Annotated in this window: 29 protein-coding genes; 15 read left to right on the forward strand and 14 right to left on the reverse strand. The window is 61.8% G+C overall.

The genetic code is table 11. From position 1 onward, the window contains the following. Positions 1–78: 78 nt before the first annotated feature. Positions 79–447 carry a hypothetical protein gene (locus AQUI_RS0121750; protein WP_027259408.1) on the reverse strand — a complete coding sequence of 123 codons (369 nt, stop codon included), beginning with the start codon at positions 445–447 and terminating at the stop codon, positions 79–81. A gap of 42 nt (positions 448–489) precedes the next feature. Continuing rightward, positions 490–807: an arsenate reductase family protein gene (locus AQUI_RS0121755; RefSeq protein WP_027259409.1), complete on the reverse strand. Its 318-nt coding sequence runs from the start codon at positions 805–807 to the stop codon at positions 490–492. Between the two features lie 188 nt (positions 808–995). Here AQUI_RS0121755 and AQUI_RS0121760 point away from each other — a divergent pair, with 188 nt between their 5' ends. Further along, positions 996–1,202, forward strand: coding sequence for a cold-shock protein (locus AQUI_RS0121760; protein ID WP_027259410.1), 207 nt, complete (start codon positions 996–998; stop codon positions 1,200–1,202). Positions 1,203–1,257: 55 nt separating this feature from the next. Here the strand turns inward: AQUI_RS0121760 and AQUI_RS0121765 are convergent, their stop codons facing one another. Next, positions 1,258–1,737: a dihydrofolate reductase gene (locus tag AQUI_RS0121765; protein WP_027259411.1), complete on the reverse strand. Its 480-nt coding sequence runs from the start codon at positions 1,735–1,737 to the stop codon at positions 1,258–1,260. Between the two features lie 277 nt (positions 1,738–2,014). Here AQUI_RS0121765 and AQUI_RS30950 point away from each other — a divergent pair, with 277 nt between their 5' ends. Continuing rightward, entirely contained in the window at positions 2,015–2,542 is a 528-nt protein-coding gene (locus AQUI_RS30950) for a hypothetical protein (protein ID WP_156916897.1), read from the forward strand. Between the two features lie 451 nt (positions 2,543–2,993). On the opposite strand, the gene AQUI_RS0121790 is transcribed toward AQUI_RS30950, so the two are convergent. Then, positions 2,994–3,890, reverse strand: coding sequence for a thymidylate synthase (locus tag AQUI_RS0121790; protein WP_027259414.1), 897 nt, complete (start codon positions 3,888–3,890; stop codon positions 2,994–2,996). A 454-nt stretch (positions 3,891–4,344) separates the two neighbouring features. On the opposite strand from AQUI_RS0121790, the gene AQUI_RS0121795 reads away from it, so the two are divergent. From AQUI_RS0121795 to AQUI_RS0121805, 3 genes are all read left to right on the forward strand, one after another. After that, positions 4,345–5,229 (forward strand): thymidylate synthase, encoded by an 885-nt coding sequence (locus AQUI_RS0121795; protein ID WP_245596957.1) that lies wholly within the window; start codon positions 4,345–4,347, stop codon positions 5,227–5,229. 174 nt (positions 5,230–5,403) lie between these two features. After that, complete coding sequence (locus AQUI_RS0121800; protein WP_245596958.1) at positions 5,404–6,666, forward strand: surface lipoprotein assembly modifier; 1,263 nt, start codon at positions 5,404–5,406, stop codon at positions 6,664–6,666. A 77-nt stretch (positions 6,667–6,743) separates the two neighbouring features. Further along, positions 6,744–7,172, forward strand: coding sequence for a VOC family protein (locus tag AQUI_RS0121805; RefSeq protein ID WP_027259417.1), 429 nt, complete (start codon positions 6,744–6,746; stop codon positions 7,170–7,172). Between the two features lie 290 nt (positions 7,173–7,462). On the opposite strand, the gene AQUI_RS0121810 is transcribed toward AQUI_RS0121805, so the two are convergent. The 3 genes from AQUI_RS0121810 to AQUI_RS0121820 form a co-directional block, all read right to left on the reverse strand. After that, positions 7,463–7,960, reverse strand: coding sequence for a MarR family winged helix-turn-helix transcriptional regulator (locus AQUI_RS0121810; RefSeq protein WP_027259418.1), 498 nt, complete (start codon positions 7,958–7,960; stop codon positions 7,463–7,465). Between the two features lie 76 nt (positions 7,961–8,036). Beyond that, complete coding sequence (locus AQUI_RS0121815) at positions 8,037–8,294, reverse strand: FAD assembly factor SdhE (protein WP_027259419.1); 258 nt, start codon at positions 8,292–8,294, stop codon at positions 8,037–8,039. Between the two features lie 7 nt (positions 8,295–8,301). After that, positions 8,302–8,718, reverse strand: coding sequence for a helix-turn-helix domain-containing protein (locus AQUI_RS0121820; RefSeq protein WP_027259420.1), 417 nt, complete (start codon positions 8,716–8,718; stop codon positions 8,302–8,304). A gap of 98 nt (positions 8,719–8,816) precedes the next feature. Between AQUI_RS0121820 and AQUI_RS0121825 the strand changes: the two genes are divergently transcribed. Beyond that, positions 8,817–10,019 (forward strand): pyridoxal phosphate-dependent aminotransferase, encoded by a 1,203-nt coding sequence (locus tag AQUI_RS0121825; RefSeq protein ID WP_027259421.1) that lies wholly within the window; start codon positions 8,817–8,819, stop codon positions 10,017–10,019. A gap of 14 nt (positions 10,020–10,033) precedes the next feature. After that, positions 10,034–10,447 carry a hypothetical protein gene (locus tag AQUI_RS0121830; RefSeq protein WP_027259422.1) on the forward strand — a complete coding sequence of 138 codons (414 nt, stop codon included), beginning with the start codon at positions 10,034–10,036 and terminating at the stop codon, positions 10,445–10,447. Positions 10,448–10,468: 21 nt separating this feature from the next. Here AQUI_RS0121830 and AQUI_RS28570 read toward each other — a convergent pair whose 3' ends face one another. Beyond that, a complete protein-coding gene (locus AQUI_RS28570; protein WP_156916898.1) occupies positions 10,469–11,119 on the reverse strand; it encodes a hypothetical protein in 651 nt (216 codons plus the stop codon). A gap of 349 nt (positions 11,120–11,468) precedes the next feature. Between AQUI_RS28570 and AQUI_RS0121840 the strand changes: the two genes are divergently transcribed. After that, complete coding sequence (locus AQUI_RS0121840; RefSeq protein WP_027259423.1) at positions 11,469–12,332, forward strand: delta-class carbonic anhydrase; 864 nt, start codon at positions 11,469–11,471, stop codon at positions 12,330–12,332. A 127-nt stretch (positions 12,333–12,459) separates the two neighbouring features. Here AQUI_RS0121840 and AQUI_RS0121845 read toward each other — a convergent pair whose 3' ends face one another. Further along, positions 12,460–13,443: an NAD(P)H-binding protein gene (locus tag AQUI_RS0121845; RefSeq protein ID WP_027259424.1), complete on the reverse strand. Its 984-nt coding sequence runs from the start codon at positions 13,441–13,443 to the stop codon at positions 12,460–12,462. Positions 13,444–13,586: 143 nt separating this feature from the next. Continuing rightward, complete coding sequence (locus AQUI_RS0121850; RefSeq protein WP_084294494.1) at positions 13,587–14,033, reverse strand: nucleoside deaminase; 447 nt, start codon at positions 14,031–14,033, stop codon at positions 13,587–13,589. A gap of 166 nt (positions 14,034–14,199) precedes the next feature. Here AQUI_RS0121850 and AQUI_RS28575 point away from each other — a divergent pair, with 166 nt between their 5' ends. Next, positions 14,200–14,604, forward strand: coding sequence for a DUF1428 domain-containing protein (locus AQUI_RS28575; RefSeq protein WP_051371956.1), 405 nt, complete (start codon positions 14,200–14,202; stop codon positions 14,602–14,604). Here AQUI_RS28575 and AQUI_RS0121860 read toward each other — a convergent pair. Further along, positions 14,576–15,958, reverse strand: a complete 1,383-nt coding sequence (locus AQUI_RS0121860) for an MATE family efflux transporter (protein WP_035920431.1) — start codon at positions 15,956–15,958, stop codon at positions 14,576–14,578. The two genes, AQUI_RS28575 and AQUI_RS0121860, sit on opposite strands and share 29 nt — an antisense overlap. Positions 15,959–16,081: 123 nt before the next feature. Between AQUI_RS0121860 and AQUI_RS0121865 the strand changes: the two genes are divergently transcribed. Further along, positions 16,082–16,732, forward strand: a complete 651-nt coding sequence (locus AQUI_RS0121865; protein WP_027259427.1) for a TIGR02453 family protein — start codon at positions 16,082–16,084, stop codon at positions 16,730–16,732. A gap of 4 nt (positions 16,733–16,736) precedes the next feature. On the opposite strand, the gene AQUI_RS0121870 is transcribed toward AQUI_RS0121865, so the two are convergent. The 3 genes from AQUI_RS0121870 to AQUI_RS0121880 all read right to left on the reverse strand — a co-directional run bounded on the left by AQUI_RS0121870 (position 16,737) and on the right by AQUI_RS0121880 (position 19,898). Then, on the reverse strand, positions 16,737–17,642 hold the full coding sequence (locus AQUI_RS0121870) for a nickel/cobalt transporter (RefSeq protein ID WP_027259428.1): 906 nt from the start codon (positions 17,640–17,642) through the stop codon (positions 16,737–16,739). A 1-nt stretch (position 17,643) separates the two neighbouring features. Then, entirely contained in the window at positions 17,644–18,279 is a 636-nt protein-coding gene (locus AQUI_RS0121875; RefSeq protein WP_027259429.1) for a DUF1007 family protein, read from the reverse strand. Positions 18,280–18,482: 203 nt separating this feature from the next. Next, a complete protein-coding gene (locus AQUI_RS0121880; protein WP_027259430.1) occupies positions 18,483–19,898 on the reverse strand; it encodes a pyridoxal phosphate-dependent decarboxylase family protein in 1,416 nt (471 codons plus the stop codon). A gap of 354 nt (positions 19,899–20,252) precedes the next feature. Here AQUI_RS0121880 and parE point away from each other — a divergent pair, with 354 nt between their 5' ends. The 5 genes from parE (at position 20,253) to AQUI_RS0121905 (ending at position 26,000) form a co-directional block, all read left to right on the forward strand. Beyond that, on the forward strand, positions 20,253–22,211 hold the full coding sequence (gene parE, locus AQUI_RS0121890; protein WP_027259432.1) for a DNA topoisomerase IV subunit B: 1,959 nt from the start codon (positions 20,253–20,255) through the stop codon (positions 22,209–22,211). Positions 22,212–22,221: 10 nt separating this feature from the next. Next, positions 22,222–22,938: a hypothetical protein gene (locus AQUI_RS30955; protein ID WP_156916899.1), complete on the forward strand. Its 717-nt coding sequence runs from the start codon at positions 22,222–22,224 to the stop codon at positions 22,936–22,938. Positions 22,939–23,852: 914 nt separating this feature from the next. Next, positions 23,853–24,617 carry a hypothetical protein gene (locus AQUI_RS0121895; RefSeq protein ID WP_027259433.1) on the forward strand — a complete coding sequence of 255 codons (765 nt, stop codon included), beginning with the start codon at positions 23,853–23,855 and terminating at the stop codon, positions 24,615–24,617. 27 nt (positions 24,618–24,644) lie between these two features. Continuing rightward, positions 24,645–25,301 (forward strand): DNA-3-methyladenine glycosylase I, encoded by a 657-nt coding sequence (locus AQUI_RS0121900; protein WP_027259434.1) that lies wholly within the window; start codon positions 24,645–24,647, stop codon positions 25,299–25,301. Between the two features lie 18 nt (positions 25,302–25,319). Further along, positions 25,320–26,000, forward strand: coding sequence for a hypothetical protein (locus AQUI_RS0121905; protein ID WP_027259435.1), 681 nt, complete (start codon positions 25,320–25,322; stop codon positions 25,998–26,000). The last annotated feature ends 101 nt before the right edge of the window (positions 26,001–26,101 follow it).

Raw genomic sequence — 26,101 nt, forward strand, 5'->3', positions numbered from 1 at the left:
ACCAGGCATTTCCCCCTAAAACAGGAAAGGCGCCCTGCCCTCGGCAGCGGCGCCTTTTTCATGAAAGAGCGGCGTATCTTAGAAATGAGCCTTGGGCTCGTCCGGTTTCCCGGCTGCCAGCGCCATCAACCCGGCCGCCGCGGCAAAGCTCAGCGGGAAGATGGTAAAGACGTTGAGGCCAAACCCTGCATACATCCCCGCAGCTGATCCCAGCAGCAGGATCCCGCCCCACAATGCGCGCGCCCGCGCCATCGCACCTCCGGCAATCGCCAAAAGCGGCGACAGCACCGCCAGCAGCCGCAGCCGTTCCACGTTACCGACTTGTTCAGCCAGCCCTTCGACCTCGCCGAAATGCTCCACCGCCGCAGTGTAGCCATAGCCGAAAAAGCCCACGATCATGCCGAAAACACCGGCGATGATCCCCAATACCAGGGCTGCGTTGCGCATAATGCCTCTCCCTAAACTTGCGGTAACGACATAGGCAGCGGTTTAAGATCCGCCAAGAGCCGCCTGCACGTTCTGATCCCAACCCAGGAATAATTCCCCGTCCCGGTCGATCAGCGGCCGCTTCATCAATGCAGGATGTTCCCGCAACAGGGCCAGCGGCTCGCCTGCACGATCCTCCTCGCTCAAACCACGCCACGTGGTTGACCGCGTATTGACCAGTTTCGCGCCGAATTGTGCATAAGCCGCCTCCAGCATCCCCGCAGGCATGCCGCTTGTGCGGATATCGATCAGGGTTGAGTTTTCGATACTCTTCAACGCCTTACGGCAGGTATCGCAGTTTTTCAGCCCATAGATTTTCATAAATCCTCCATACTCCCCGGGAACCTCGCACAATTTATGGTGGAATGCGCCGGTTTCTCTTGATTTTCGAGCAGCCCGTGTAAAACTTAAAATTGTCTGGCCTCACCTTACTCGCTCCAGACGACAGAGAGGGCCGGATGTCTTGGGAAGCCTCAAGGCGACGTGCAAAGTAGAAGGAGACGCGGGAAATGCCAAGTGGCACCGTGAAGTGGTTCAATACCACCAAAGGGTATGGGTTTATTGAACCCGATCAAGGCGGCAAGGATGTGTTTGTGCACATTTCCGCGGTGGAACGGTCGGGCATGGCCGGCCTCGCGGACAACATGAAAGTTGGCTATGAGCTGTCCGAAGGCCGCGATGGCCGCCAAATGGCCGCAGAGCTGAAAGAGCTTTGACCGATTGATCTGCACTGCGCCCGGGATCAGACTGGGCGCAGGCAAAGACAGCCCGTCAGGCCCGCCGCAGATACTCAGCCATTACACAGGCCGGATCGCTGCCGCGCAAAACCGTTTCCCCGGCCTTGGCCCACTGCCCTGCCTGAAACTCCGGAAAAAAGGCATCTGCATCCTCGATGGTCAGATCCACTTCGGTAACAAGCAGCCGGTCGGCCATCTCCAGCATGCCCCGGTAAATGCCTTCACCGCCAATGCCATAGACCCGGCGGTAGCCCTGCGCATAGGCCTCCTGCACTGCCGCTTCGATCGACGGCAGCACAATCTCTGCCGCCTGCGGATTTGACGACACCACAAGATTCAGCCGGTTCTTCAGCGGTTTCACCGGCAGGCTGTCCCAGGTGTTGCGCCCCATGATAATGGCGCCACCCAGCGTCTCGCGCTGAAACGCTTTCAAATCCTCAGGCGCAAACCAAGGGATATCGTTGTCCTTGCCAATGGCCCCGTTGCGCGCCCGCGCAGCGATCAGGGTAATCATGAGTGTCTTCCTTGCTGTTCAGATTGCAACCGGTGCCTTGACGTCCGGTCCGGGATCATAATTCAGGATCCTGAAATCACCGGCGATGAAATCGAAGAATGCGCCGGCCTGCCGCCTGACCGGCATATGACACATATATTGAACGGTTTTCCGGTCCTTTTCGAATTGGCTGTTGCCGCTATGGCCTAATCCCGCGCCTGCCCTGGTTCGCTCTTCCTCTGAAGGATGCCTGCCACAGCCCGCAACCTTTTCTCAGCCCTTCCAGTGCCCCGCCCGCTTGGATCTGATCAAACCGGACTATTTTGTATGTGCATTTCATAGCCGCCGGTTTCCGGGGGAGCAAGCGCGGTTGGCGCAGCGCTCTCAAACAACTCAAGCGCCCGCCGCGCCTTCTCAACCCGATTTCAATCCTTTCCCCTTCGCTGCTGATCGGCAACCTGTTTCCACGGCTGGTGACGCATACCCCGGCCACTCTGCCGGCGATCTCGAACATCCGCACCGGGAAAGCCTCCAGGGTGGTGGCGCCGGGGGCACGATGATCCGGCTGGGCTTTGTCAACACCGCCAGCCGGACCACCATCGCACAAACCGTTCAGGCATACCGCTCTGAAATCGGGCTGGTTGCCGAATTGAACGGCCAGGACGAGAGCGCCTTTTGGCGCGGCGACGCAATCCGCGCTGCCGACGCAGGACATCATGGCTGCACCGGGCGTCTTTGTTTTCCCGACCAATGCCTTCACGGAAATGTTCAGCGCCAAGACAATGGGCGCCGCCGGGGAGGTGTACACCAACCGGCCCGGCGATGACCGGCGCCGATCCGGTTCCGGCACAGCGCGCGATCGACAGGGCGGTGCTTGAGCGGGGGCTGGATGGTTGCGTGTTTTTTGGGATCACCGGTCTTCATAATATTCTGCCAGCTTACGCTGCTGGCGGAACTGGACGCGGAGCGAAAGCTTCTGAGCCTGACCGAGGTGTCTCTGCATCAAAAGCACACCGGTCCGCTGAGGCGACTGTAGGATGCGGCGCAGCTGCGGAGCACTTATGCCAGCGATATGCTGCGGTCGGCGCCGGTGTCGTCGTGCTGATGCCCGCAGACCGAACTCCCGCAGATGCCGCGCTGCCTGCAGCACCTGCGGGTGGATCGTAAGTCCACCGGGAACGCTGGGACGCATCCCCCTGCCCTTCCCGGCCGGCTTGGATCCGCTTGAGGCAGCCCGTGGCTGCCACGGGGAACCAGCCTCGTCAGCCGGTTTAACCTTACACCGCAACGTCGGCCTTGATGTGAGGATGAGGGTCGTAACCTTCGACTTCAAAGTCCTCAATCCGGTAGTCGTCGATACTCTCCGCACGTTTGGTCAGCGATATTTTCGGCAAAGGACGGGGGTCACGTGCCAGTTGCTCCCGCGCTTGATCGAAATGATTGCGGTAGAGGTGCACATCACCACCAACCCAAACCAATTCACCGGGGCGAAGCCCCGCTTGTTGCGCCAGCATCAGCTGAAGCGCAGAAGCCCCCACATAGTTGAAGGCAGCACCCAGCAGCAAATCGACCGACCTCTGGAACAAAAGGCAATTCAGGCGCCCATCGGAGGTCACATGATACTGATAAACCATATGGCAAGGCGGCAGCGCCATCTCTTCCAGTTCCGCAACGTTCCAGCCGTGGAACAGCAGACGCCGGCTCGCAGGGGTTTCGCGCAGCGAACGGATCAGCGTCTCGATCTGGTCATGTTCGCGGCCATCAGATCCCATCCAGCGCCGCCACTGTTTGCCGTATACGGGGCCAAGCTCACCCCATCGGGCGGCAAAACCGTCGTCCTCGGCAACCCTGCGCTCGAAGTCCTCTTGCGTGATATCCTCGCCTGTCTCGCGGCGATAAGCCGCCAGCGGCCAGTCTGTCCAGATCCGGACATTTTCCCGCAGCAGCGGCTGGATATTGGTTCCCCCGGTCAGGAACCAAAGCATTTCCTTGATTGCGGTTTTCCAATAGACGCGCTTGGTCGTCAGAATAGGCGCAGTGCCATCCGACAGATCAAAGCGGACCATGGCGCCGAACAGCGAGCGGGTGCCGACTCCCGTTCTGTCAACCCGCTCATCCCCGTATTCAAGGACTCGTTCGATCAGGTCCAGGTACTGGTATTCCGGGTGCCGCATGCCTCTGTCTCCACATTTTTTTTGCCATCAACAGAAAACTGTGTGGCAGCCCTTCTCAATCATAATGAATAACACGTGCCAGGCGATAGCTCATTCTTCTGTCCCAAGGACGTTCCACAACGCTTTGTGAAACAGAAAGCCGCGGCGCCGGCCCAGATACCGATGCATGGCTGCTTTCCTCGACATGCACCCGAAATTCACACCCCGGCATATCGGCTGCGCCATCAGGCGCCAAGATCAAAAAACACCTCCACGCCGTTCCTTTCATACAACATATGCGCAGCCTGGCCTGAATTCGAGCTACATGCAGGTAGCGTATCCGCCACGGTTGCGTCCAAATGCCAACGGCTCAATTGACAACAGGCCAGCGCGGACCGAAGGTAGCGCAAAACGATAAAACATATTGAGGTAGAGGCAGATGAGGCGCTATTGGCTAGGGCTCGCGGCAGCGTCCGTGCTGTCCGCATGCGGCGGCGGCAATCCGTTCATCACGACGACGGATGACCCCACAGATGATCCGACCACCACCATCCCCGAAGCACTGGCAAACGACCTCGAGAGCGTCGATTATGACCCAGGCAACCAAACACTGACTGTTACTGGTGTTGGCTTGGATGAAACGCCCTTTACCGCGACCTATGTCCGCAAGCCTGCTTTAGACCGCAATGGCTACGAGGCCTATGCCGTTCAGGATAACGCATTGACTGAGCACTCGACTGCCTATGTGCGTCAGACAGAAGGTGGTTACGCTGCTGTCGTTGTGACAGGCGGACAGTTCGGCACTTACCAGGGCGGCACGACCTACGGGCGCACCGGCAGCTTTTCCGCTCCCGATACGGACGCGGGGGCTGGCGGTATCGTCAGCTATGCCGGCACCTATGTGGGCCTGTTGAACATTGACGGCGACGGCGGCGACTTGCTCACTCCGGCTCCCGGCACCGACCCTTCAATTCTCCCCGGCCAATCCGCTGAAGTTACCGGTGATGCCTTCATCAATGCCGATTTCACACAGGACAGTGAGGTCAAAGGCCGGATCTACAATCGCCGGATCACCGACCTGCCTGCAACAGCCGTCGAGGATCTGACCCTCATGAACACGGCGATTGCGTCAGACGGTTCGTTTACAGGCGCTGTCAATGCTGGAGGCACAAGCGTGGGCGAATACGGCGGCGTCTTTTCGGGTACGGATGCCGCAGCGGTGGCGGGATCGGTCCACGCGACAGGCCATATTGGAGCCTTTTCGGGGAATACCCCCCCGATCGAGGAGTACGGGGTCTTTGTGCTCGGCTCTTGCGATGGTGCCAGTCCCGACCCGGTCTGCAACCAGCCTGACCCTTAAACCATGCACAAGGCCACCGCGGCTCTCTTTGGGCTGACCCTGGCAACGGCGCAGCCCCACGCGCAAGAAGCACCAGCGCCGCAGATGCATCTGTCGGTCCAGCAAGGGCACGCCTTGGGTGCGCATGCGCTGAACTCCGGCAATCCCCGACTGGCCTTGCGGATCTCCAACGCCTTGCTGCAGGCCGACCGTAAAAACCATGCGGCCTGGCACCTGCAGGCCGCCGCCCATGCTAAAATCGGCCAACCCGGCGAAGGCCGGAAATCCGCCGCACGCGCCTTCCGCTTTGCACCGGACGGCGCTGCAAAGTACCAGATGGCGCAGCTTGCTTCCCGCCTGGCTTTTCAGAGCGGCAGCCCGACTTTGTCGCAATACTGGCTGCGCCGCACGGCTGTGTACGCGCCCGACGACAAAGCCGAAACCCTGATCGCCAAGGATTACGAGACCCTCCGGCGCATAAATCCTTGGTCCTTCCGGCTAAGCGGTGGGGTGAAGCCATCAAATAATGTTAACGGCGGTTCGGATGCAGCCACGCAGGAGATTGACGGGCTCTCCTCCCATGTGAACAGGCTTGGGCCAAGAGCCGTTGCGTTGTCAGGTGTTACCGGTACGCTGGACGCAGGCATCAGCCGCCGCTTGAGGCAAAACGAAACAAGCCTGACGACCTTAAGTGGCCGCCTCTATATTCAGCGTGTGGCTCTGTCGTCCAATGCCAAAGCAAAGGCCGCTGAATTGGCCCGGCTTACTGGCACAACGGTGCCGCGCAACTCCGAATTCGGCTCCACTTATGGTGAAATCACCTTAACCCATGCTTTTGCCGCAGGACCCAAGAATAAGGGAGGCAGCGCCCGGATTTCCGTGACCAGTGCAACTTCCTGGTATGGCGGGGAACGGAGCTATGATCTGGCAAAGCTGACCGCCGCACGCAGTTGGGCGCTATCACCGCAGATGCGTTTCACTCTTGACGGAAGCGCCGAACACCGTCTGAATCCTCGGTATGCTTCTTTGGACGCAGATGTGTTTGGCTTAGGCGCTTCGCTCTCCCGGAAACTGGCCAATGGTGACAACCTGAACTTCACACTTGGCCTGCGCGATACCCACGCGGAAAGCGACAGCTCCACCACGAAATCCGCAACACTCAGGGTCGGCTATACCTTTGGTCAGAAAGTAGGGCCGGTTAAGGTCAGCACTGGGCTGATCCTAGGGGCCGCCGACTACCCCACCTATATCTTCAACAATGGAACAGACTGGGTTCCTATTCCTGGCGGGCGGCAGGACCATTCCGCTTACGCCGATTTGAACCTATTCTTTGAAGACTATGACTATGCCGGTTTTGCGCCGATGCTGCGATTGCGTGCCGGAAAAAAATTCTCGAACCATAGCCGCTTTGAAAGCTCGGAATTCTCTGTCTCCCTGGGCATCGAATCAAAATTCTGAGAGCGCCTTGGCGCTTTCGCTGGCCATTGCGCACCGCCCCGATTAAATCCCTGCAAACACAGACAGGAGAAACCGCCATGCCCCTCACATATCTGCACACCATGGTTCGGGTGAAGGATCTGGAAAAATCGATGGCATTTTACTCTCTTCTGGGCCTCCGCGAGACCCGCCGATGGGAGAATGAACAGGGCCGGTTCACCCTGGTTTTCATGGCTCCTCCGGGCCAGGAGGAGGCGCCGCTGGAGCTCACCTATAACTGGGACGGCGATGATGCGCTGCCTGATGACAGCCGCCATTTCGGGCATCTCGCCTATGGTGTTGATGATATCTATGCCGCCTGCCAGCACCTGATGGACAATGGCGTCACCATCAACCGCCCGCCCCGCGACGGGCACATGGCCTTTGTGCGCTCGCCCGACAATGTCTCGATCGAACTGCTGCAGAACGGCGAGGCGCTGGCTCCGGCAGAACCCTGGGCCGGCATGGAAAACACCGGCCAGTGGTAATTTAAAACCCCGTTCTGCAACGCAGAAAACCCGGCGCAGCACCGCCTTGGTGCTGCCCGTTCCGTGCGGCATCTGCAGCCGCTCTTAGGTTTCCTGCACCCCATCAAACCCGGTAACAAGGGCGGCCGCTTCTGCAGCCATCTGCCATTGACCATTATGCGGGTCCTGGCGCTTTGCCCTTCAATACGTCCAGAGCACGGTTTCCCCTCATGCCCTGTCTGCGGCCTGCCGGTGTTTCCCCGGCTCTGCCGGCCTGTTGCCCGCTGGGATTTCACATCCCAACCGGCGGCTTAGTAAATATAGCGGATCTGGTCCGACCAATACCGCTCCATCCGCTTCAGCGCAGTGGAGATATCGTCGATCCCCTCGGAGGAGATCACATCCTTGTTCTCCAGCCCTTCCGCATGGCGCGAGAACAGCGCCGACACTATATCGCGGATTTCCCGGCCCCGCTGGGTCAGGCGGACGCGCACCGACCGGCGGTCGATCTCGCAGCGCTGATGGTGCATATAGCCCATCTCGACCAGCTTCTTCAGGTTATAGCTGACATTGCTGCCCTGATAGTAGCCGCGGGTCTTCAATTCCCCGGCGGTCACTTCATTGTCGCCGATGTTGAACAGCAGCAGCGCTTGGACCGCATTGATCTCCAGCACGCCGACGCGTTCAAACTCGTCCTTGATGACGTCCAGCAGCAGACGATGAAGGCGCTCAAGCAGACCCAGCGCCTCCAGGTAACCAGTCATGAACCCTTTGCGGTCCGTCTGGCCGATTGGCATTTCCATACTCATTCGCATCTCCGACTCGAATTTGCTCTTGAGACAAGATGCCAACAATTCCCGAAAAATCAGTTAAGCCGGTATTTTATTATTTTTGGTGCGTTTGCGATATATCCGCAACCAGGGCGCGGAACCGCTCTTGCGGTGCCGCCTGACCGGTGACCCATTGATACAGATCCTGATCATTTTCGAGCAGCAGCTGGTCGTAAAGATCCAGCTGCGCCTCGTCCATCTGCGCAAGATTCGCGGCTGCAAAGGCCGACAGCAGGATATCCATTTCCTTGATACCCCGGCGCATCGAACGCATCTGCAGCCGCTTCAGACGGGTGGCACGGTCTTCCTGCATCCCGGTCTCAGGCAGCTTCAGTTGCCTGGCTCTCATTGACCTGCAGCAGCGTCCGCAGCTTTTTCTCCAAACGCGCCGCACGCTCCGCATTCTGGCGCATTTCGCTGCGCAGATCGCGCAATTCGCTCAGAACACTTGCAAAATCGCCAGCGTCTAGCTCCAGGGGCGCCGGTTCCGACATGCCTTCGCCTTCGCCGGTCAGCAGCCAGGACATGGAGACGTTCAACACACCTGCCAGCATGGTCAGCTTGTTGGCGCGCGGTTCCGCCAGATCCCGCTCCCAAGCGCTGAGAGTGGATTTCTTGATGCCAAGCCGGCGCGCCAGCTGGCCCTGGGTCATCCCTGCGGCTTCCCGTGCAGCCGCCACACGGTCGCCGAAAGTTGCCGCATCCGGACCGTACCAGTCTGTGTTCTGCTCCGTCATTGCCAGTTCTCCTAAATCCAGTTTCGACGCGGCTTGATCGCCGTTTAGCCGCACCCTATGACAGTTCTGCGAAACATACAAACCAAGGCCTAGCCCCCATGTCATTCCTGTCCAAGACCTTATCCCGCGTAAAACCGTCACCGACCATCGCGATGACCGCCAAGGCGGCTGAACTGAAGGCCGCAGGACGCGACGTCATCGGCCTCAGCGCCGGCGAGCCGGACTTTGACACGCCGCAGAACATCAAGGACGCGGCGGTCGCCGCCATTGCTGCGGGCAAGACCAAATACACCGCCCCCGATGGCATCCCCGAGCTGAAACAGGCGGTCTGCGCCAAGATGAAGCGCGACCACGGGCTGGACTACACGCCCGCTCAGGTCTCGGTCGGAACGGGGGGCAAGCAGACGCTTTATAATGCGCTGATGGCGACCTTGAACGACGGCGACGAGGTTGTGATTCCTGCCCCCTATTGGGTCAGCTACCCGGACATGGTGCTGCTGGCCGGCGGCACGCCGGTGATTGCCGAGACCTCGATCCAGGCCAATTTCAAGCTGACCGCCGATCAGCTGGAGGCTGCGATCACCCCGAAAACCAAATGGTTCATCTTCAATTCCCCCTCCAACCCCACCGGTGCGGGCTACAGCCGGGCGGAGCTGAAGGAACTGACTGATGTGCTGCTGCGCCACCCGCATGTCTGGATCATGACCGACGACATGTATGAGCATCTGGCCTATGACGGGTTCGAATTCTGCACCCCGGCGGAAGTGGAACCGGCGCTGTACGGCCGCACCCTCACCTGCAATGGCGTCTCCAAGGCTTATGCGATGACAGGCTGGCGCATCGGCTATGCCGCAGGACCGGAGAAGCTGATCGCCGCCATGCGCAAGGTGCAGTCGCAATCCACCTCCAACCCCTGCTCCGTCAGCCAATGGGCCGCAGTAGAGGCGCTGAACGGCACCCAGGATTTCCTGGCGCCCAACAACGAGACATTTGTCCGCCGCCGCGATCTGGTGGTGCGGATGCTGAACCAGATTGACGGCATCTCCTGCCCCACGCCCGAAGGCGCGTTTTATGTCTATCCATCCATCGCCGGGCTGATCGGCAAGGCCACACCCGCGGGCAAGGTGATTGAAACGGACGAGGATTTTGCCACCGCCCTGCTGGAAGAGGCCGACGTGGCCGTGGTCTTTGGCGCCGCCTTCGGGCTGTCGCCCAACTTCCGCGTCAGCTACGCTACATCCGACGCGGCGCTGGAGACGGCCTGCAGCCGCATCCAGGCCTTCTGCGCCGCGCTGACGTAACGGGAGAACAAGAGATGAGCGCCGATCTGCCGGACTATTATTTCCGCGTCCGTGAGAACGGCGCTTTTGTCTTTCGCGTGGACACCGAGAACCGCAACCGGCGGATTGAGATGGACCAGATCGCCGTTGTGAACATCCGCAACGGCGAGATCAAAGCGCATGGCCAGCGCGAATTGTCTGAACAGGACATCGCCGAGATCAAATCCTGGATGGAAGACCGCGCCGCCACCATTGCGGCCCGTGATACCGACGATATCCACCGCGCCATCGATCACCTGAACCTCACCGCCCATTGGGCCAACAGCCGCGCCACGGATGCGCAGCTGGAAGACGTCACCGACGCTTTGCTGCTGGCCATGCACGACCTGCGCGGCGTGCTGGTGCGCAAAAAGGCCGACCGGCTGATGAAAGACCGCGGCGGAGATTGACCTCCGGCCCGCAAGGGCGCTTCAGCCGCAGAACAGCGACCGCACCGAATAAGACCGGAACCGGGTCTCCGCCTGCCGGGTGATCGGGTCGTGCCGGATCACCCGGCGCCTGGGCAACAGCGGGCTGCCCAGCACAAACCGTCTGCGCTGCCACAATTGTTCCGCCGTGCCCGCCTCAGGCGCGCGCAGCCCCAGCCGCCACCGCAGATGCAGATCCCATCTTTCATGACGGTCACCGCCCAGGCGGAACAGATGCCCGGTTTCCTGCAGCGGGCGGGGCTCCGGCACCGGCCCGTCCAGACTCGCAACCTGACAGATGTACTGCTCCTTGACCGCCGCCTGCAAATAGGCGCCGCTCCGCGTCAGGGTGATCTTGTGCCCGCCCTTGATCCCTGCCCCGCGGATGGCAAATTCCAGTACATCCGGCAGCTTGAAGACCCGCGTTTCGGGGCCAAAAAGCCGCCGCTCGCCCTGCCAGCCGGATCCGCTGGCAAAATGCAGCACGAAACGGCCCGGCGGCACCAGCACTTTAAAGAACGCGCCGCCCTTGAAATAGGCCGCCAGCGCCTCGTCCCCGCTCTCTTCACTGCTCAGCACCAGATAATAATCCGCCCCCGGCGGGCTTTTCACCTGCAACGGAAAAACGGCCGGCAGTCCGGTTCTGTTCCACATCAGCCCGCTCCGGGGCCGCTCAGTCTCTGCCGCGGCGCCCGCAGCCAGGGCGACCAAAACCAGGCAGGCGAGCAAAACGCCCCTAAGAGACGCCGGAAAAACGGGACAGGGAACGGAGCTTGCCATAACAGGTGCCTCCTTGTCGCCAGTGGCAGTGTTTCCAACCAGCATATCACACCGCCGAAGCGGATGCAGCGAGCCCGTGAAGCAACTATAAGTTGCTTCATTTCCAATTGACGCAATCCTAGCATCACATCTTGACCGCTGCTGCCTGAGCAGCCCCGCACCCGCAGAACCCGAGGTGCACCGGTACATCCCGCTTTTGTTCTCAGTTTCAACAGGAATCCTTATGCAAAAACCCATTCTGTCTCTGATCGCCGCAACTGTTTCCACCCTGCTTGCCGGGACTGCAGCCAATGCTGTCGGCGCGGGTGCCGTTGCGGACAGTGTGATTGCCGAACAGCGCGCAGCCCTCGCGGCCAAGACCAAGGGCGCAGGTTCCGGTCCCCAGTCACCGCGCGACCTAGACGCCGCCGCTGGCAGCAACACGCGCAGCTTTGAGGCGGCCCCGGATTATGCAGAAATGAACCTGTGCAACATCCACTTTCACGAAAACGCCGAACACCGCGGCGGTGAATTCACTACTTTCGCCGGCAATGGCGACGGCCACGGCTATGGCACCGGCTACAAATACGGCGGCACGCTGACCGCCGCAGAACTGGCATCGCTCGACCATCCCATCGGCGCAACCGAACACGGCGACCTGCAGCCCGGAGACACGATCGAGGTGCATTACGTCCACTCGACCGCCCAGGTGCAGCCCGGCCCGACCCTTGGGTCCTGCCTCAGCGATGCGATCAAAAACCCGCAGCTGCGGGTCGAAGCGCAGGTTTTTGTGCTGGTGAACGACGAAAATGCGCTCGACTTCGGCGCACTGGCCCACTTGGGCAAAGCAAACGGGCTGCATCAGGCCAGCAATATTCCCAGCGATACCGGCACACCGGTGCAATATGCCGGCTCCACCACCGGCCCCGGCTATGACGAGGACGGCTCCCCCTTCCAAGTCTCCTGGAGTGCGCGCCCCAAGGTCGCCAAGGTGAACATTCATTCGGTTGGAAAGTGGCTGGAAGACAATGTCTTTCTGGAGGATCACGCCCACGGTGTTTGCAACCTGATCACGAACCCGGATCTGCTGTCAGGCATCAGCCGCTAGTACCGCCGGCTCAGCGCCGATGAAGGCCTGCCCGCGCAGTCCCCCCACGCAGGACAGGCCAGAGGCTTCGCGCTGCCCGCGCGAAGCCCCTCTTTTTCCTTCAGGCTGACAACCGGCCCGCTGCGGCTCAGGACCCTGTGGCGGCGGCCGCGTCTTTCATCGCATCGACACCCTTCTTCCAAAGGTTGCCCTGCCACAGCTCCTCAAGGCCCGTTTCACCGCTGGCGCCCTTGGTGGTCAGATAGTCATAATAGGAGGTCGGCTTGTGCCCGGTGATGTTATAGAAATCCGGGCTGCAGCGGGTGTAGAAACCATTGGTCAGATATTCAAAGAACTCAGCGCGGGTGCTGCCGAAATCTGCCTCGAACTGCTCCATAGACTGGGCGCGGTATTCAATCTCCTTGCCCATGGCGCGGCCCAGATCAGCGGCGATCTCTGCCATCGACTGCGGCGCCGGGCCGGTGATGTCATAGAACTTGTTGCCATGCCGCTCCGGGCCCTCGGCCAGCACCACCGCCGCAGCTTCCGCAATATCGCGGGTGGCGACAAAGGAATTGCGCATGCCGCCCAGCGGGTTGGCGAACCAGCCTTCGGCCTCGATGGTGTCGCAATCGGTCTTCAGCAGGTGGTTCATGAAAAAGTTGTTGCGCAGCGCGGTCATGTTCAGCCCGGCGTCAATCAGCGCCTTCTCGCCCCACCAATAGTGCTGCAGCATCAGCGGAATGCCTGCGCCTGCGCGCGACGCATGGGTGTCCGCGTCATAATCGGCGGTATTGGTATCAGCCCCCATGCAGCTCACCCGCACCACATGCTTGATCTGATCCTTGCGCGCGCCCAGCGCCTTGGCAAAGTTCAGATGCCCCTCCAGCATCGGATCCAGCGAGGCGGAATAGACCGCCGAAACACCGTCCAGCGCCGCCTCCCAGGTGGCCGGTTCCGACAGATCGAACTTCACAACCTCATCCGCGCCCAGCGCGGTCAGCTGGTCTGCCTTGGCCTCGCTGAAATAGCAGGCACGCACGGTGAACCCGCCTGCGGCGGCCAAACGCGCCACCAGCTCGCGGCCGATACGGCCGGTGGCCGAGGTGATGAGAACAACGGGTTTGGACATTGGGGAGCCTCCTGCTGCCGCGCACCGTCCGAACGGTGCGCGCATATATTGCAATTCTGCACAGACCCTACAGCGAACTCCCTGCGCCAAGCCTTCGAAACCCGACGCAAAATGCCATGGTTTCGTCAGACCTCAGACCACTGTCACTCGGCAATATCTTCCGCCCACAGCTCAGGCTTCTCCCGGATGAACCGTTCCATCAGCGCGATGCAGTCCGGATCCTCGGCAATCACCACTTCAACACCGCGCGAACGCAGGAAATCCTCGTTGCCGCCAAAATTCTTGGTGTCGCCGATCACCACCCGCGGGATGCCGAACTGCACAATGGTGCCGCTGCACATCATGCAGGGCGACAAAGAGGTATAAAGCACCGTGTCAGCATAAGATTTCTGCCGCCCCGCCTTGCGCAGCGCGTCCATCTCGCCGTGGGCAATCGGATCTCCCTTCTGCACCCGCTGATTGCGCCCCTGCGCCACCACCTGGCCGCCGCGCGCCAGAACTGAACCAATCGGGCAACCGCCCTCGTCAAACCCTGCCCTAGCTTCCTCATAGGCAATGCGCAGAAGGCGTGTGTCGGCATCGGTCATCATCTGAAACGGCCTCTTTCTGAATGAATACAAAGCTGTTCCGGCAGCCTGCCCGCGGGGCAAAACACGGTCAACCCCGCACCGCCCCAGGTCTGGAGCGCAGCGCTCCGCTGTGGCACACTCATGGTCAGGCCGGATGCTGCCCGCGCCGCCATTTGGAAGAGCCGCCATGTATGTCGCCGGATTTGTGGTCCCCGTCCCCAAGGAGAACTTCGAGGCTTACAAAGCCTGGGCCAAGTCCAGCGCCGCGCTGTTCAAGGAATACGGCTGCCTGGAAACTGTCGACTCCTGGGAAGACAACGTACCGGACGGCAGCCAGACTGATTTCCGCCGCGCCGTCGCTGCCCGGCCTGGTGAGCGGATCGTGTTTGCCTGGCAGGTCTGGCCCTGCAAGGCTGAGATGGAAGCCGCCGAAGCCCGGATCGCCAAAGACCCCCGCTTTGACATCCCGGCGGACATTCCCTTTGACCACAGGCGTATGATCCTGGGCGCGTTTTCGCCGGTCCATACAATGGGCCGGGCCGGGCAGCACGCACCCGCCCCCCTTATGCCGCCGCAGCACCCACCGTCTTGATCGACTGCTTCCAAAAGCGCGCCATCAGGAACAGACCTGCAACGGACAGCCCCGCAATCAGCCCCACCCAGACGCCAACACCGCCCCACTCCAGCACAAAGCCAAAGACATAGGACGCCGGTATCCCAACCGCCCAATAGCTGAGCACGGCAATCACCATCGGCACGCCGGTGTCCTGCACCCCGCGCAGCAGGCCCAGTGCAATCGCCTGCATCCCGTCCATCATCTGAAACAGCGCCGCCGCCGCCAACAGACCTGCACCGATCAGCAGAATTTCCTTCTTCTGCGGATCCGCCGGATCCAGGAACAGCGACATCAGCGGGTCCGGAACGGTCAGAAACAGAGTGATCCCAACCACAGACACCACCAGCGACATCACCGTCACCACCTTGCCGCCGCGCGCCATATGCGCCCGGTCGCGCCGCCCGAACGCATTGCCCGACCGGATCGTAGCCGCATTGGACAGCCCCAGATGCACCATGAACGTCAGCCCCGCCAGCGAGATCGCAATCCCATGCGCCGCCAGCGGCACCGTGCCCAGCCAGCCCATCATCATCGCCGAGGCGGCAAACAGGCTGGTTTCAGCCAGGGTGGTCAGCCCGATCGGCGCCCCCATGCGGAACACCTGTCCCAGCATATCCCAGTCGGGGCGCTGAAAGTTCTTCAGCAGCTCATGCTCCGGCAGCACCTTCAGCGCATAGGCCAGCACTAGCACAAAGGACACCCCGTTGGTCACCAGCGACGCAATCGCCGCCCCGGTGATCCCCAGCTCCGGCGCGCCCCAGTTGCCAAAGATCAGAGCATAGTTCACCAGCGCGTTCAGCACGGCCCCGAAAACAGACAGCCACAACACGATCTGGGTGCGTTCCAGCGCTGCCAGATAGGATTTGGCAACCATATACAGCAGTGCCGGAAAGATCGCCCAGCCGGCTATCCGCAGATACTCTGCCGCCGCATGGGCAATATCCGCCTTTTGCCCCAGCATCAGCAGGATCGGTTCCGACCACCACAACAGCGGCATCGCCGCCGCCCCATAGACCAGCGACAGCCACAGCCCCATGCGGGTCGAGCGCCGGATCTGCCGCTCTTCCCCGGCACCCGCGGCCGCCGCCACCATCGGCATCACCGCAAAGGCAAAACCGGATCCCAGCAGGAAGATGGAAAAGAAATAGGTCGCCCCCAGCGTCACCGCCGCCAGCGCCTCTACCCCGTACCAGCCCAGCATCACGGTATCGGTCAGCCCGATGGCAAACTGCGCCACATGGCCGCCGATCAGCGGCAGCCCCAGGATGGCAATCGCCCTGGCATGGCCGCGCAGGGACATCTCTGTGTGTTTACTCGCCAATGTGTTCATGCTGTCAGCCTTAGGCTTGGGCGTGCCCCCCCGCAAGAGCGGAGTTTCCTTGCCCCTGCACAGGCCTATGGTGATAAACTGCACAGGCGGGTTTTCCGCCCGCTTGCCAGGAGCTTTTTTGCGATGACCGACACCTTTGCCCAGCTGATCCCCGATGCCCGCGCCTTTCTGGCGGCGCTTTCGCAGAACAACAGCCGGGACTGGTTCACCGCGCAGAAGGACAGATATGAAACCGAGCTGAAATCCCCAGCGCTGCGGCTGCTGGACGAGATTTCCCAAGCCATCACCCGGCGCAGCGGCGCTCCGGTGACAGGCAAATTGTTCCGCCCGCAGCGCGACGTGCGGTTTTCCAAGGACAAGACGCCCTACACCACCCATCTGCACCTGATGTGGACGCTGAACAGCAGCGGTTGCGCGCTGTTCTTCGGCCTTGCCCCGGATTACTGCACCGCAGGCGGCGGTATTATGGGCTTCAGCAAGCCGCAGCTGCCGCGCTGGCGTGCTGCCATCGACGGCGCCTATGGCGACGAGATCGCAGCGCTGACGGATATACTGGCGCTCAAAGGGTTTGCCGTCAAAGACCCCGAACTGAAACGCGTGCCCGCCCCCTATGGCAAGGCCCACCCGCACGGACACCTGCTGCAGCGCAAGTCCCTGACTTTCTGGCACGAGATGACTGCGCGTGAACAAGCCGCCCCGATGCAGGCCCTGATGTCAGCCTATCTCACCCAGGAGCCGATGTTTGCCCTGCTGGACAGCGCCCTGACCGCGTGATCCTTTACAATGCCCGCAGCATGATCTGGCCGGCCAGCACCGCCACCACTGCGCCTGCGGCGATCTCCAGCACCGCCGCGGCCCGCAGCGCACCCGTCCCTTGCATCTGAGCCAGCGCGCCCTTGCGCAGGGTGACCGCTGCCGCCGCCACCGCCACAGTCACCGTTGCGGTGCCAAACCCCATGGCAAAGGCCCCGGCAATCCCGGCCCACAGCACGCCCATGCGCCAGGTCAATAGCAGCAGAAACACCGCCCCCGTGCAGGGCCGCAACGCCACCGCGCCAATGATCGCCAGCGCATCACGCAGCGAGGAGACATTGGCCGCCTCCGCCGCTGTGGGCCCGTGCCGGTGCCCGCAGGAGGTGCAGACATCTTCATGCTGATGATGGTGGCGGTGCTCTCCCGCCGCATCGGCCCGGCTGCCCGCCAGCCGCCGCGCACCGCGCAGCAGCAGCCACAGCCCCACCAGCGCAATCAGCCCGTAAGACACCGGCGCCAGCACATCCTCGGCGGCGCTGGTCAGCTGTTCCCGCCCCCAGTCCAGCAGCAGCAACCCGCCCGCCACCAGCAGCACCGCGGTGGCTGCCTGCGCCAGCGAGGACGCCACAGCCAGCCCGGCCAGCCGTGCCAGGGGCACCGGCTTGCCCATGCCGTAACCGCCGATCACCAGCTTGCCATGCCCCGGCCCTGCGGCATGAAAAAACCCATAGGCAAAACACAAAGCAAGCAGCCCAGTCAGCGCCCCGGGTTCACCGGACCGCAAGGCCCGCAACCCCCGTGCCATCGCGGTCTGCGCCTCGCGCTGGCCTTCGCCCGCCCAGGCGGCAACAACACCGGCGCCGCCAAAGCCCCACAGCCACGCTGCGAAAGCCGCAACAGCCAGCGCTGTAACTGCCAGAAAAGCCCGCACTTTACGCCCCGCAGCTCAATTGCACAGTATCGGCAAAGGCTTCGCCAACCTGAGGATAAGCCGCCTCTGCCTGATCCGCGGGCATCGCATAGAGCAGCTCTTCAACTTTGGTATAAGCCGCATCCAGATCCGGCGGGGTGACGCGCCCTTGGCAGCCGCCCGAAACCTCCAGCCCGCCGGTCAGGGTATAGGCCGTGTAATACGTTGGATCATAGGCCTTGATCACCACCCCGTCCGCTGCCTGCGGCTGCAGCAGAACGCGCCGGTGGCGGGTGGTGATGCGCCCCTCGGCAACCTCAGTGGACACATGCTCCGGCCCCCCCAGCGCCAGCGCAGCCCCCTCACGGGTCAGATAAGTGTCGCCCTGGAACCCGTCGGTCCAAACCATGTCAAACCCTTGCAGCCCGGCCAGTTCCGCGGCTGTCAGCGCACCGTCGTAATCGCTGTCCAACCCTTGATCCTCAAAAATCAGCAACGAGTAAAACTCGTCATAAGCCCAGGTGATCTCCACCGCCTGCAACTGCCCGGTGTCCGAAACACTCACTTTCAGCGCGGTATCGACAAAAATATGCGGATGCGATCCGGCGCCCTGCGGCACCATCAGCGCAAACGAAAGCAAAGGAACAATACGTTTCATGGCTACAGCTTTACGCCCCAATCCGCCCCCCCGCAACAGCCGCGCGCCTCACCGGCAGGCTTCAGCCTGGCCGCTTCTTTCTGGTCAGAAATACCTTGGGGTGAGGCCGGAGGGCCGAGGGGCAACGCCCCTTTTCTCTGCTTCAGCTTCACGCCTCCGGCCAGCCCCGCCCCCGGCATCCGGCCGGGCGCATGGCAAACCGCCTATGCAGCCGCCTCCCGCGCCACCGCCGCAATGGCCGCCCGCACATCCGCCTCGCGGCTGCGGTGGTTGGTGATCGCGGCGCGCAGCATCACCCGGCCCTGCGACCGGGTGGTGGAAAACACCGCCTCGCCGCTCTCCTGCAGGGTCTGGGCAACGCGCGCGTTGACCTCGGACTGCGCCTCAGGTTCCAGATCACTGCGGGCAGTAAACACGCAGACGTTCGACACCACTGGCGCCCCCAGCGCCATATCCTGCCGTGCTTCAATCTCTGCCGCCATGAATGCCGCCAGCGCGCAGTTCCCCGTAATGGCTTCCGAAAACGCCGCCTCGCCATAGGTTTCCAGCGCGGTCCAAACCTTCAGCGCCCGGTTGCCGCGGCTCAGGTCGATGCCGTAATCGCAGAACCACGGCTCGCCACCCGCCAGCCCGCGCTCGGCCCCCTCCAGATACGATGGCCGGGCCGAAAACGCCGCCCTGTGCTCGTCTTCGTTGCGCAGCAGCGCCATGCCGCAGTCATAGCCCACATACATCCACTTGTGGAAATCCAGCGCAATGCTGTCGGCCCGTCCGATCCCGTCGGACAAGGACCGCCAAGGCTCCGCCGCAATCCGCGTCCAGGCGCCAAATGCCCCGTCCACATGCAGCCACAGCCCCAGATCCGCCGCCGCATCCGCCAGCGCATTCAGATCATCATACAATCCCAGATCCACCGATCCGGCGGTGCCCACCACCAGGAAGGGCAGCGCCCCGGCGGCCTTGTCGGCTTCAACCATCGCCGCCAAAGCCGCGCAGTCGATCCGCCCGCCAGCCAAAGGCACCTTGCGCAGGTTGTCCGAGCCGATGCCCAGCAGCTCCACCGCCTTCAGGGTCGCGTTATGCACGCCCTCACCCGCATAGGCCGTCAGCCGCACGTCACCCTGACCACGCTGGCGCAGATCCTTCATCACTCGCAGCCGCGCTGCCTGAAAAGCAATCACCGTCGCCTGCGAAGTGCCGGTCACCAGCAACCCGCTGGCCCCTTCGGGCATCCCCATCTTTTGACGGGTCCAGCCGACAACGGCACGCTCCATATAGTTCGCTCCGTGATCGCGCCCGCCCATATTAGCATTGACCGCTGCCGCCGCGACCGAAGCGATCAGGTCCGTCGCCAGCCCCGATCCCTGCACCCAGCCCCAGAACCGCGGATGGGTGTTGCCGCCATGATAGGGCAGCACGTCGCGGATAATCCGGTCCACCGCCGCTTCCGGCCCCTGCGCCTCCGCCGTCACCGCATAGCGCGCATCAATGTCGTCAGGCACCGGCTGCCAAGGGCGCTCCGCGGCCTGTTGCATCTGGTCCAGCGCCGCCTCCAGCATCCGCTGCGCCTCCGCCCGGAACGCCACCCAATCCTGCGTCCTGATCCCCTTGTCAGCCACCCGTGCGCCCTCCTCATGCCATTCGCTGGTCGAGGTCTACCTCTCAGCCCCCTGCACCGCACGGAAAATATCGACGCACCCGGATTATCGGAACTTACCTTCGATGGTTTGAAAACTCACTCTGGCCCGCACAGTAATCAGAGCCTTCCCGTGCATCCGCTGCCGCCCGGCGGCAAAACGGGGGTGTGCTTTTCGCCCACCCCGGGGCCAGGCACTGCCCTGACCGCTCTTTTCCCTGGCGTTAGAAAAGCCCCGACCCGCCTTATCCACAGCCCCTTGCGTCCCTCTTCCACCCGGCCCCAACACCTGCCATAATGGCGGCCAATCAACACCAAGGAAGAGCAGTTCCCGCATATGGCCGACGACCTCCTCAGCACGCCTGCAGCCGACACCTATGACGCCTCCTCGATCGAAGTTCTGGAAGGCCTCGAACCGGTCCGCCAGCGCCCCGGCATGTATATCGGCGGCACCGATGAGCGCGCGCTGCACCACATGGTGGCCGAGATCCTCGACAACTCGATGGACGAGGCCGTCGCGGGTCATGCCAACCGCATCGAAGTCACCCTGAACGCGGATTATTCCGTCACCATCACCGACAACGGCCGCGGCATCCCGATCGACCCGCACCCCAAGTTCCCGGACAAATCCGCGCTTGAGGTGATCCTCTGCACCCTGCACGCGGGCGGCAAATTCTCCGGCAAGGCCTACCAGACCTCCGGCGGTCTGCACGGCGTCGGCTCCTCGGTGGTGAACGCTCTGTCGGATTCGCTGGTGGTGCAAGTGGCCAAGAACAAGGAACTGTTCGAACAGCGTTTCTCCCGCGGCCTGCCTTTGGGACCGGTGGAAAAGGTCGGCGCCGCCCCCAACAAGCGCGGCACGTTTGTGACCTTCCACGCGGATGAGCAGATCTTCGGCCACCACCGGTTCAAGCCCAAGCGCCTGATGACCCTGGTGCGCTCCAAGGCCTATCTGTTCTCCGGCGTCGAAATCCGCTGGAAAACCCATATCGACGACGGCGAAACCCCGGCCGAGGCCACCTTCCACTTCCCCGGGGGCCTGCGCGACTACCTGGGCGAAGTGCTGGGGAAATCCTCGGTCTATGCAGACGCGCCCTTTGCCGGCAAGGTCGAGTTCCGCGAGAAATTCAACGCGCCCGGTTATGTCGAATGGGCGATCAACTGGACCCCGTCGCGCGACGGTTTCACCCAGTCCTACTGTAACACCGTCCCCACCCCCGAGGGCGGCACCCATGTGGCCGGCTTCTGGTCCGCGATCCTCAAGGGCATCAAGGCCTACGGCGAGCTGGTCGGCAACAAGAAGGCCGGCAACATCACCCGCGACGACCTGATGGCCGGCGGCTGCGCGCTGATCTCCTGCTTCATCGCCGACCCGGCATTTGTGGGCCAGACCAAGGACCGCCTCTCGACTGAGGCCGCCTCCAAGATGGTGGAAAACTCGGTCCGCGACCATTTCGACAACTGGCTTGCCGCCGACACCAAATCCGCGGGCGCCATCCTCGACTTCCTGGTGCTGCGTGCCGAGGAGCGCCTGCGCCGCAAGCAGGAGAAAGAGACCCAGCGCAAATCGGCCACCAAGAAACTGCGCCTGCCCGGCAAGCTGACTGACTGCACTTCCAAAGACCGCTCCGGCACCGAACTGTTCATCGTCGAGGGCGACTCGGCCGGCGGCTCCGGCAAGGGCGCGCGCAACCGGGTCAATCAGGCGCTGCTGCCGCTGAAGGGCAAGATCCTGAACGTGCTGGGTGCCGCCTCCAACAAGATCGGCACCAACGCCGAAATCCGCGACCTGTGCGAAGCTTTGGGCGTCGGCACCGGCACCAAGTTCAACCTTGACGATCTGCGCTATGACAAGATCATCATCATGACCGATGCGGACGTCGACGGCGCCCATATCGCCTCATTGCTGATGACCTTCTTCTTCACCCAGATGCGCCCGCTGATCGACGGCGGCCACCTGTATCTGGCCTGCCCGCCGCTGTTCCGCCTGACCCAGGGCGCGCGCCGCGTCTACTGCCTGGACGAGGCCGAGCGCGATGCGTGGCTGGAAAAGGGCCTGGGCGGCAAGGGCAAGATCGACGTCTCCCGCTTCAAGGGTCTTGGCGAAATGGACGCCAAGGACCTGAAAGAGACCACGATGGACCCCACCACCCGCAAGCTGATCCGCGTCACCATCGACGAGGACGAACCCGGCGAGACCGGCGAGCTGGTCGAACAGCTGATGGGCAAGAAACCCGAGCTGCGCTACCAGTATATTCAGGAAAACGCGAAGTTCGTGGAGGAGCTGGATGTTTGAGGGAGCCTAAGTGGTAAAGGTTTTCACTGATCATTCTGATCAGCGCCATAATAGCTGGTGCTATCATTGCTCCCGAACTTTGGGTTCTAGAGAAACCAATCGGGAGCACATTCCAACAAAGAACATACTGACAAAACCATATCCAGAGAACTTGCCGGTTGCTGCAGTTTGCGCAAAATGCAACGAGAGCTATTCTCTGGACGAACAGTACTTTATTGCTTTTTTATCCGCAGTATTGTCCGGAACCACGGATCCTAATCTGCAGGTAAATAATGCTGGCAAAAGTGCTCTTAAGGATCCGAAGCTTCGCGGCCGAATTGAACGTAGCAAGCGAGAGTACCTAACAATTGGTGGAGAGAGGGTAACACTGTTTGAGCCGGAAGTTGATCGTGTCAAAAACGTTGCTATCAAAAACGCTCGTGGTCATGTTTTCTTTGAAAACGGTGAACCAAAATTTGAAGAACCGATTTTCTGCGATGTATTTCCACTGCAAACAGCTAGTGACGAACAGTTAGATGCAATATTCCCGCTGCAGCACTTCGATGTTTGGCCAGAAGTCGGAAGCCGATGGATGCAGCGGCTTATTGCGGAAAGTGGATTCGACGACCAAAGCTTCTATGTCGTTCAGCCTGAAGTCTACAGGTTTAGACTAGATTTTGATCACGGTGTTACAATCAGATCCGTAATTCATGAATACCTAGCGACGATAGTTGCATGGGAATTTTGAGTTTGCCTTGATGGTTCAAGGAACCCTAGGAATCTTCCTGCACACCTCCTACACCACAAGGCCCGCGCCTGACCTTGGGGAGGCGTGAAGCGCCTTCCCGGGGGGAAGGTGAGGCGCGGGCCGTGCCGCTACGCGCCACGTCCCAGGTGAAATCCTGCCAGCGCCGCTCTTTAATTTGCGCGGCTGGGTGCGAAGGGCTCCGCCCGTCCACGCCGCAAACAGTCCCCCGGACTGTTTGTCCCTGCGGGAAACCGGCGCGAACTCTCAAAGGAAATTGAGACCGGCTAGGAAGCTATCCAAGCAGACAGTTTCAGGCCGAAACGGGCGAAGCCTAATCAGTCGCATACCCCGCCCCCCAACGTCCCAAAGGGATCAACAGCCTCCCCCCCTTCCTCTTGCCGAAAATATCCCCGCCGGAGGCATCCTGCGATTTGCCGCAAGCGATCCGGCCCGGACGGCACGCCCCCGTTGCGCCAATCCCCAAACCTCCGCACGCCCCGCTTTCGCTCCTTTAACCCCGCTCTGCCATACTCCCAACCGTCGCGACACAAGGTGCGGACTGACACCCCGCACCAGCAGGAGATACGGGACCCCCCAAGACCCTCCTCTTCATTGGGTGCAGGGGTTCTCCGCAGACCGAGAGCTTTCGAGCGGATATGGGGATTTGCGATCCCCTGCCGGTCCTCCGCCATCCTGGCGGCGCCGCCACCTCTTACCCGGCCAGACCTTTCGGCCAGGAGCACATAACGGCCCAACCGGCCCCCAAAACAGCAAACCAACCGGACGGGGATCCCCTCCCGCCGGGCCAAACCCATGCGCGCTGCGCGCCGCATGACACATCCGTGAGGCCTGTTGCCTGAAACCCCTTTCCCTTCCTATGGTCACGCCAGCCAATCACAGCAAAGAGAGCGGGCATGAATTTCATCGCAAACAACCAGCTGCCCCTGCTTTTGCTGTTCTTCCTTGCGGGCCTCATCGGCACCGCCTTTCTGTTCCGCAAACCGGCGGGCCACCGCGCCTGGAAACTGGCGGACCTCGTGTGGGTGGTCCTTGGCGGTTTCGGTGCGCTGGTCGCGGTGATCTCCGGCATCTACGCCGCCGACAGCTCCAAACTCGAACGCCAGATCGACATCGCCTATGCCGCAACGGCGGCCTTCGACCGCGACGCCGCCCGCTTCCGGCTGCGCTTCTGCGACCCCGCCTATGACGCCGACATCGCGGTCCTTTGCGAAAAGGTCGAATTCCTCTCCGCCTCCACCGCGGGCAACGCCGAACTGCCCCTGTTCATCGCGGTGACGGATGAGGTCGCGCCGCTGCAGGGCCTCAGCTTCCTGTTCGGCACCCCCCGCTCGGACATGGACGAGATGAAGGACATGGAGGCCCAGGCCAGTGCCTTCGACCCTGAGGCTTTCCTGGTCTTCACCGCGCTCGACGGCCCCGCGCAAAGAGCGGTCGACAATATGCGCCGCAAGGTGCCGGCCATTGCCGGCGATTTCCTGATCATCGCGCGGGCCTATGACGATCTGGTCGCCCATGTCGCAAAGCTCAAAGACGAATGGGAATACCTGCAGGACAATGCGCATATCTTGGTGCTGCAGATCATCGCGCTTTGCCTCGTCAGCTTCGCCGCTCCCTTCCGCCTCGGCAAATCCATTGTCGAGCTGCGCCGGCCCCGCTAACCTGAACCGACGCCAAAAGGACCCGCCATGCGCAGCTTTGACGAGATCCACGCCATTTCTGCAGACCGCCACGGCGGCCCCGCAGCGCTGGAGGAAAAGCTCACTAAACCCGCCCCCAAGATCACAGAGCTGCCGGAGGACCGCTGGCTCGCTATCATGACCAAATGCATCTTCCAGGCGGGCTTCAACTGGAAAGTGATCGAAGCGAAATGGGACGGCTTCGAAGAGGTCTTTCACGGCTTCGACCCAGGCCCTTGCGCCTTCATGAACGAGGACGAATTCGACCGGGTCCTTGGCGACTCCCGCGTGGTCAGGAACGGTGCCAAGCTCGCCACCGTACGCGCCAACGCCGCCTTTCTGATGGAGCTGCGTGACGAGGGCGGCGCGGGCCAGGTACTGGGCGGCTGGCCCTCTACCGACTATATCGGGCTTCTGGAAATGCTCAAAAAACGCGGCGCCCGCCTGGGCGGCAATACCGGCCAATACGCCATGCGCTTTGCCGGCCGCGACAGTTTCATCCTGTCCCAGGACGTCACCGCCCGCCTGATCGCCGAAGGGGTGATCGACAAGCCCGCAACCTCCAAAACCGCACTGAAATCCGTGCAAGCCGCTTTCAACACCTGGATGGAGCAATCGGGCCGCACGTTGACCGAAATCAGCCGCGTGCTGGCAATGAGCTGCTGACCGGATGGCAATGCACACATGATCCGCGTCCTGCTTCTTGCCCTGCTGGCTCTCTCCGCCTGCGGCCGTCCGCTGACAGAGACCGAACGCGCCTATCTGGCCGGGCTGCACGGGCCCAGCCTGAACGCCGGCAAGGTCCGCATTGTAAAGGGCGCACCGGTTGCCGCCATCACCTTCCGCCGCACGCAGCGCCCGCGCGTCACCTGCCGCGAACGCATCCTGCCGCCTGTCACGGACGAGGTCGTCACCTCCTCTCCCGCTGCCGTCGCGCTGTTCAACCGCATCTTTTTTGTCCGGGACTGGTACACGGAGAACTACCTGCCGGACTATCCGGACAAACTGCACTTGGTCGAGGCGATGCTGCTGGCGCATGAGGCGACCCATGTCTGGCAGTGGCAAAACCGCAAGCGCACCGGCTACCACCCGCTGCGCGCGGCTGCCGAACATGGCGGCCGCCGCGATCCCTATCTGTTCGACCTGGAAGGTGAGCCGGATTTTCTAACCTATGGCTTTGAGCAGCAGGGCGCCATCATCGAAGAATACGTCTGCTGCCGCGCCCTGGCCCCGCAGGCGGCGCGAACCCGCCGGCTGCACGGGATGCTGGCTGCAGCAATGCCGGTCAGCGCCCTGCCACAAAACCGCGAAAGTGATGTCTACTTGCCCTGGAAAGACGCTGAACTGCGCGGCATCTGCGACTGACCCGCCGTTTCCATGCAATGAAAACGGCCCTGAAAAATCAATTTTTCAGGGCCGGAAACCGCGCCGGATTCCGGCGCCGCAACGTAGCACTTGTCCCCGCG

It is taken from the genome of Leisingera aquimarina DSM 24565 (genome assembly GCF_000473165.1).
In the GTDB taxonomy this organism is placed as follows: domain Bacteria; phylum Pseudomonadota; class Alphaproteobacteria; order Rhodobacterales; family Rhodobacteraceae; genus Leisingera; species Leisingera aquimarina.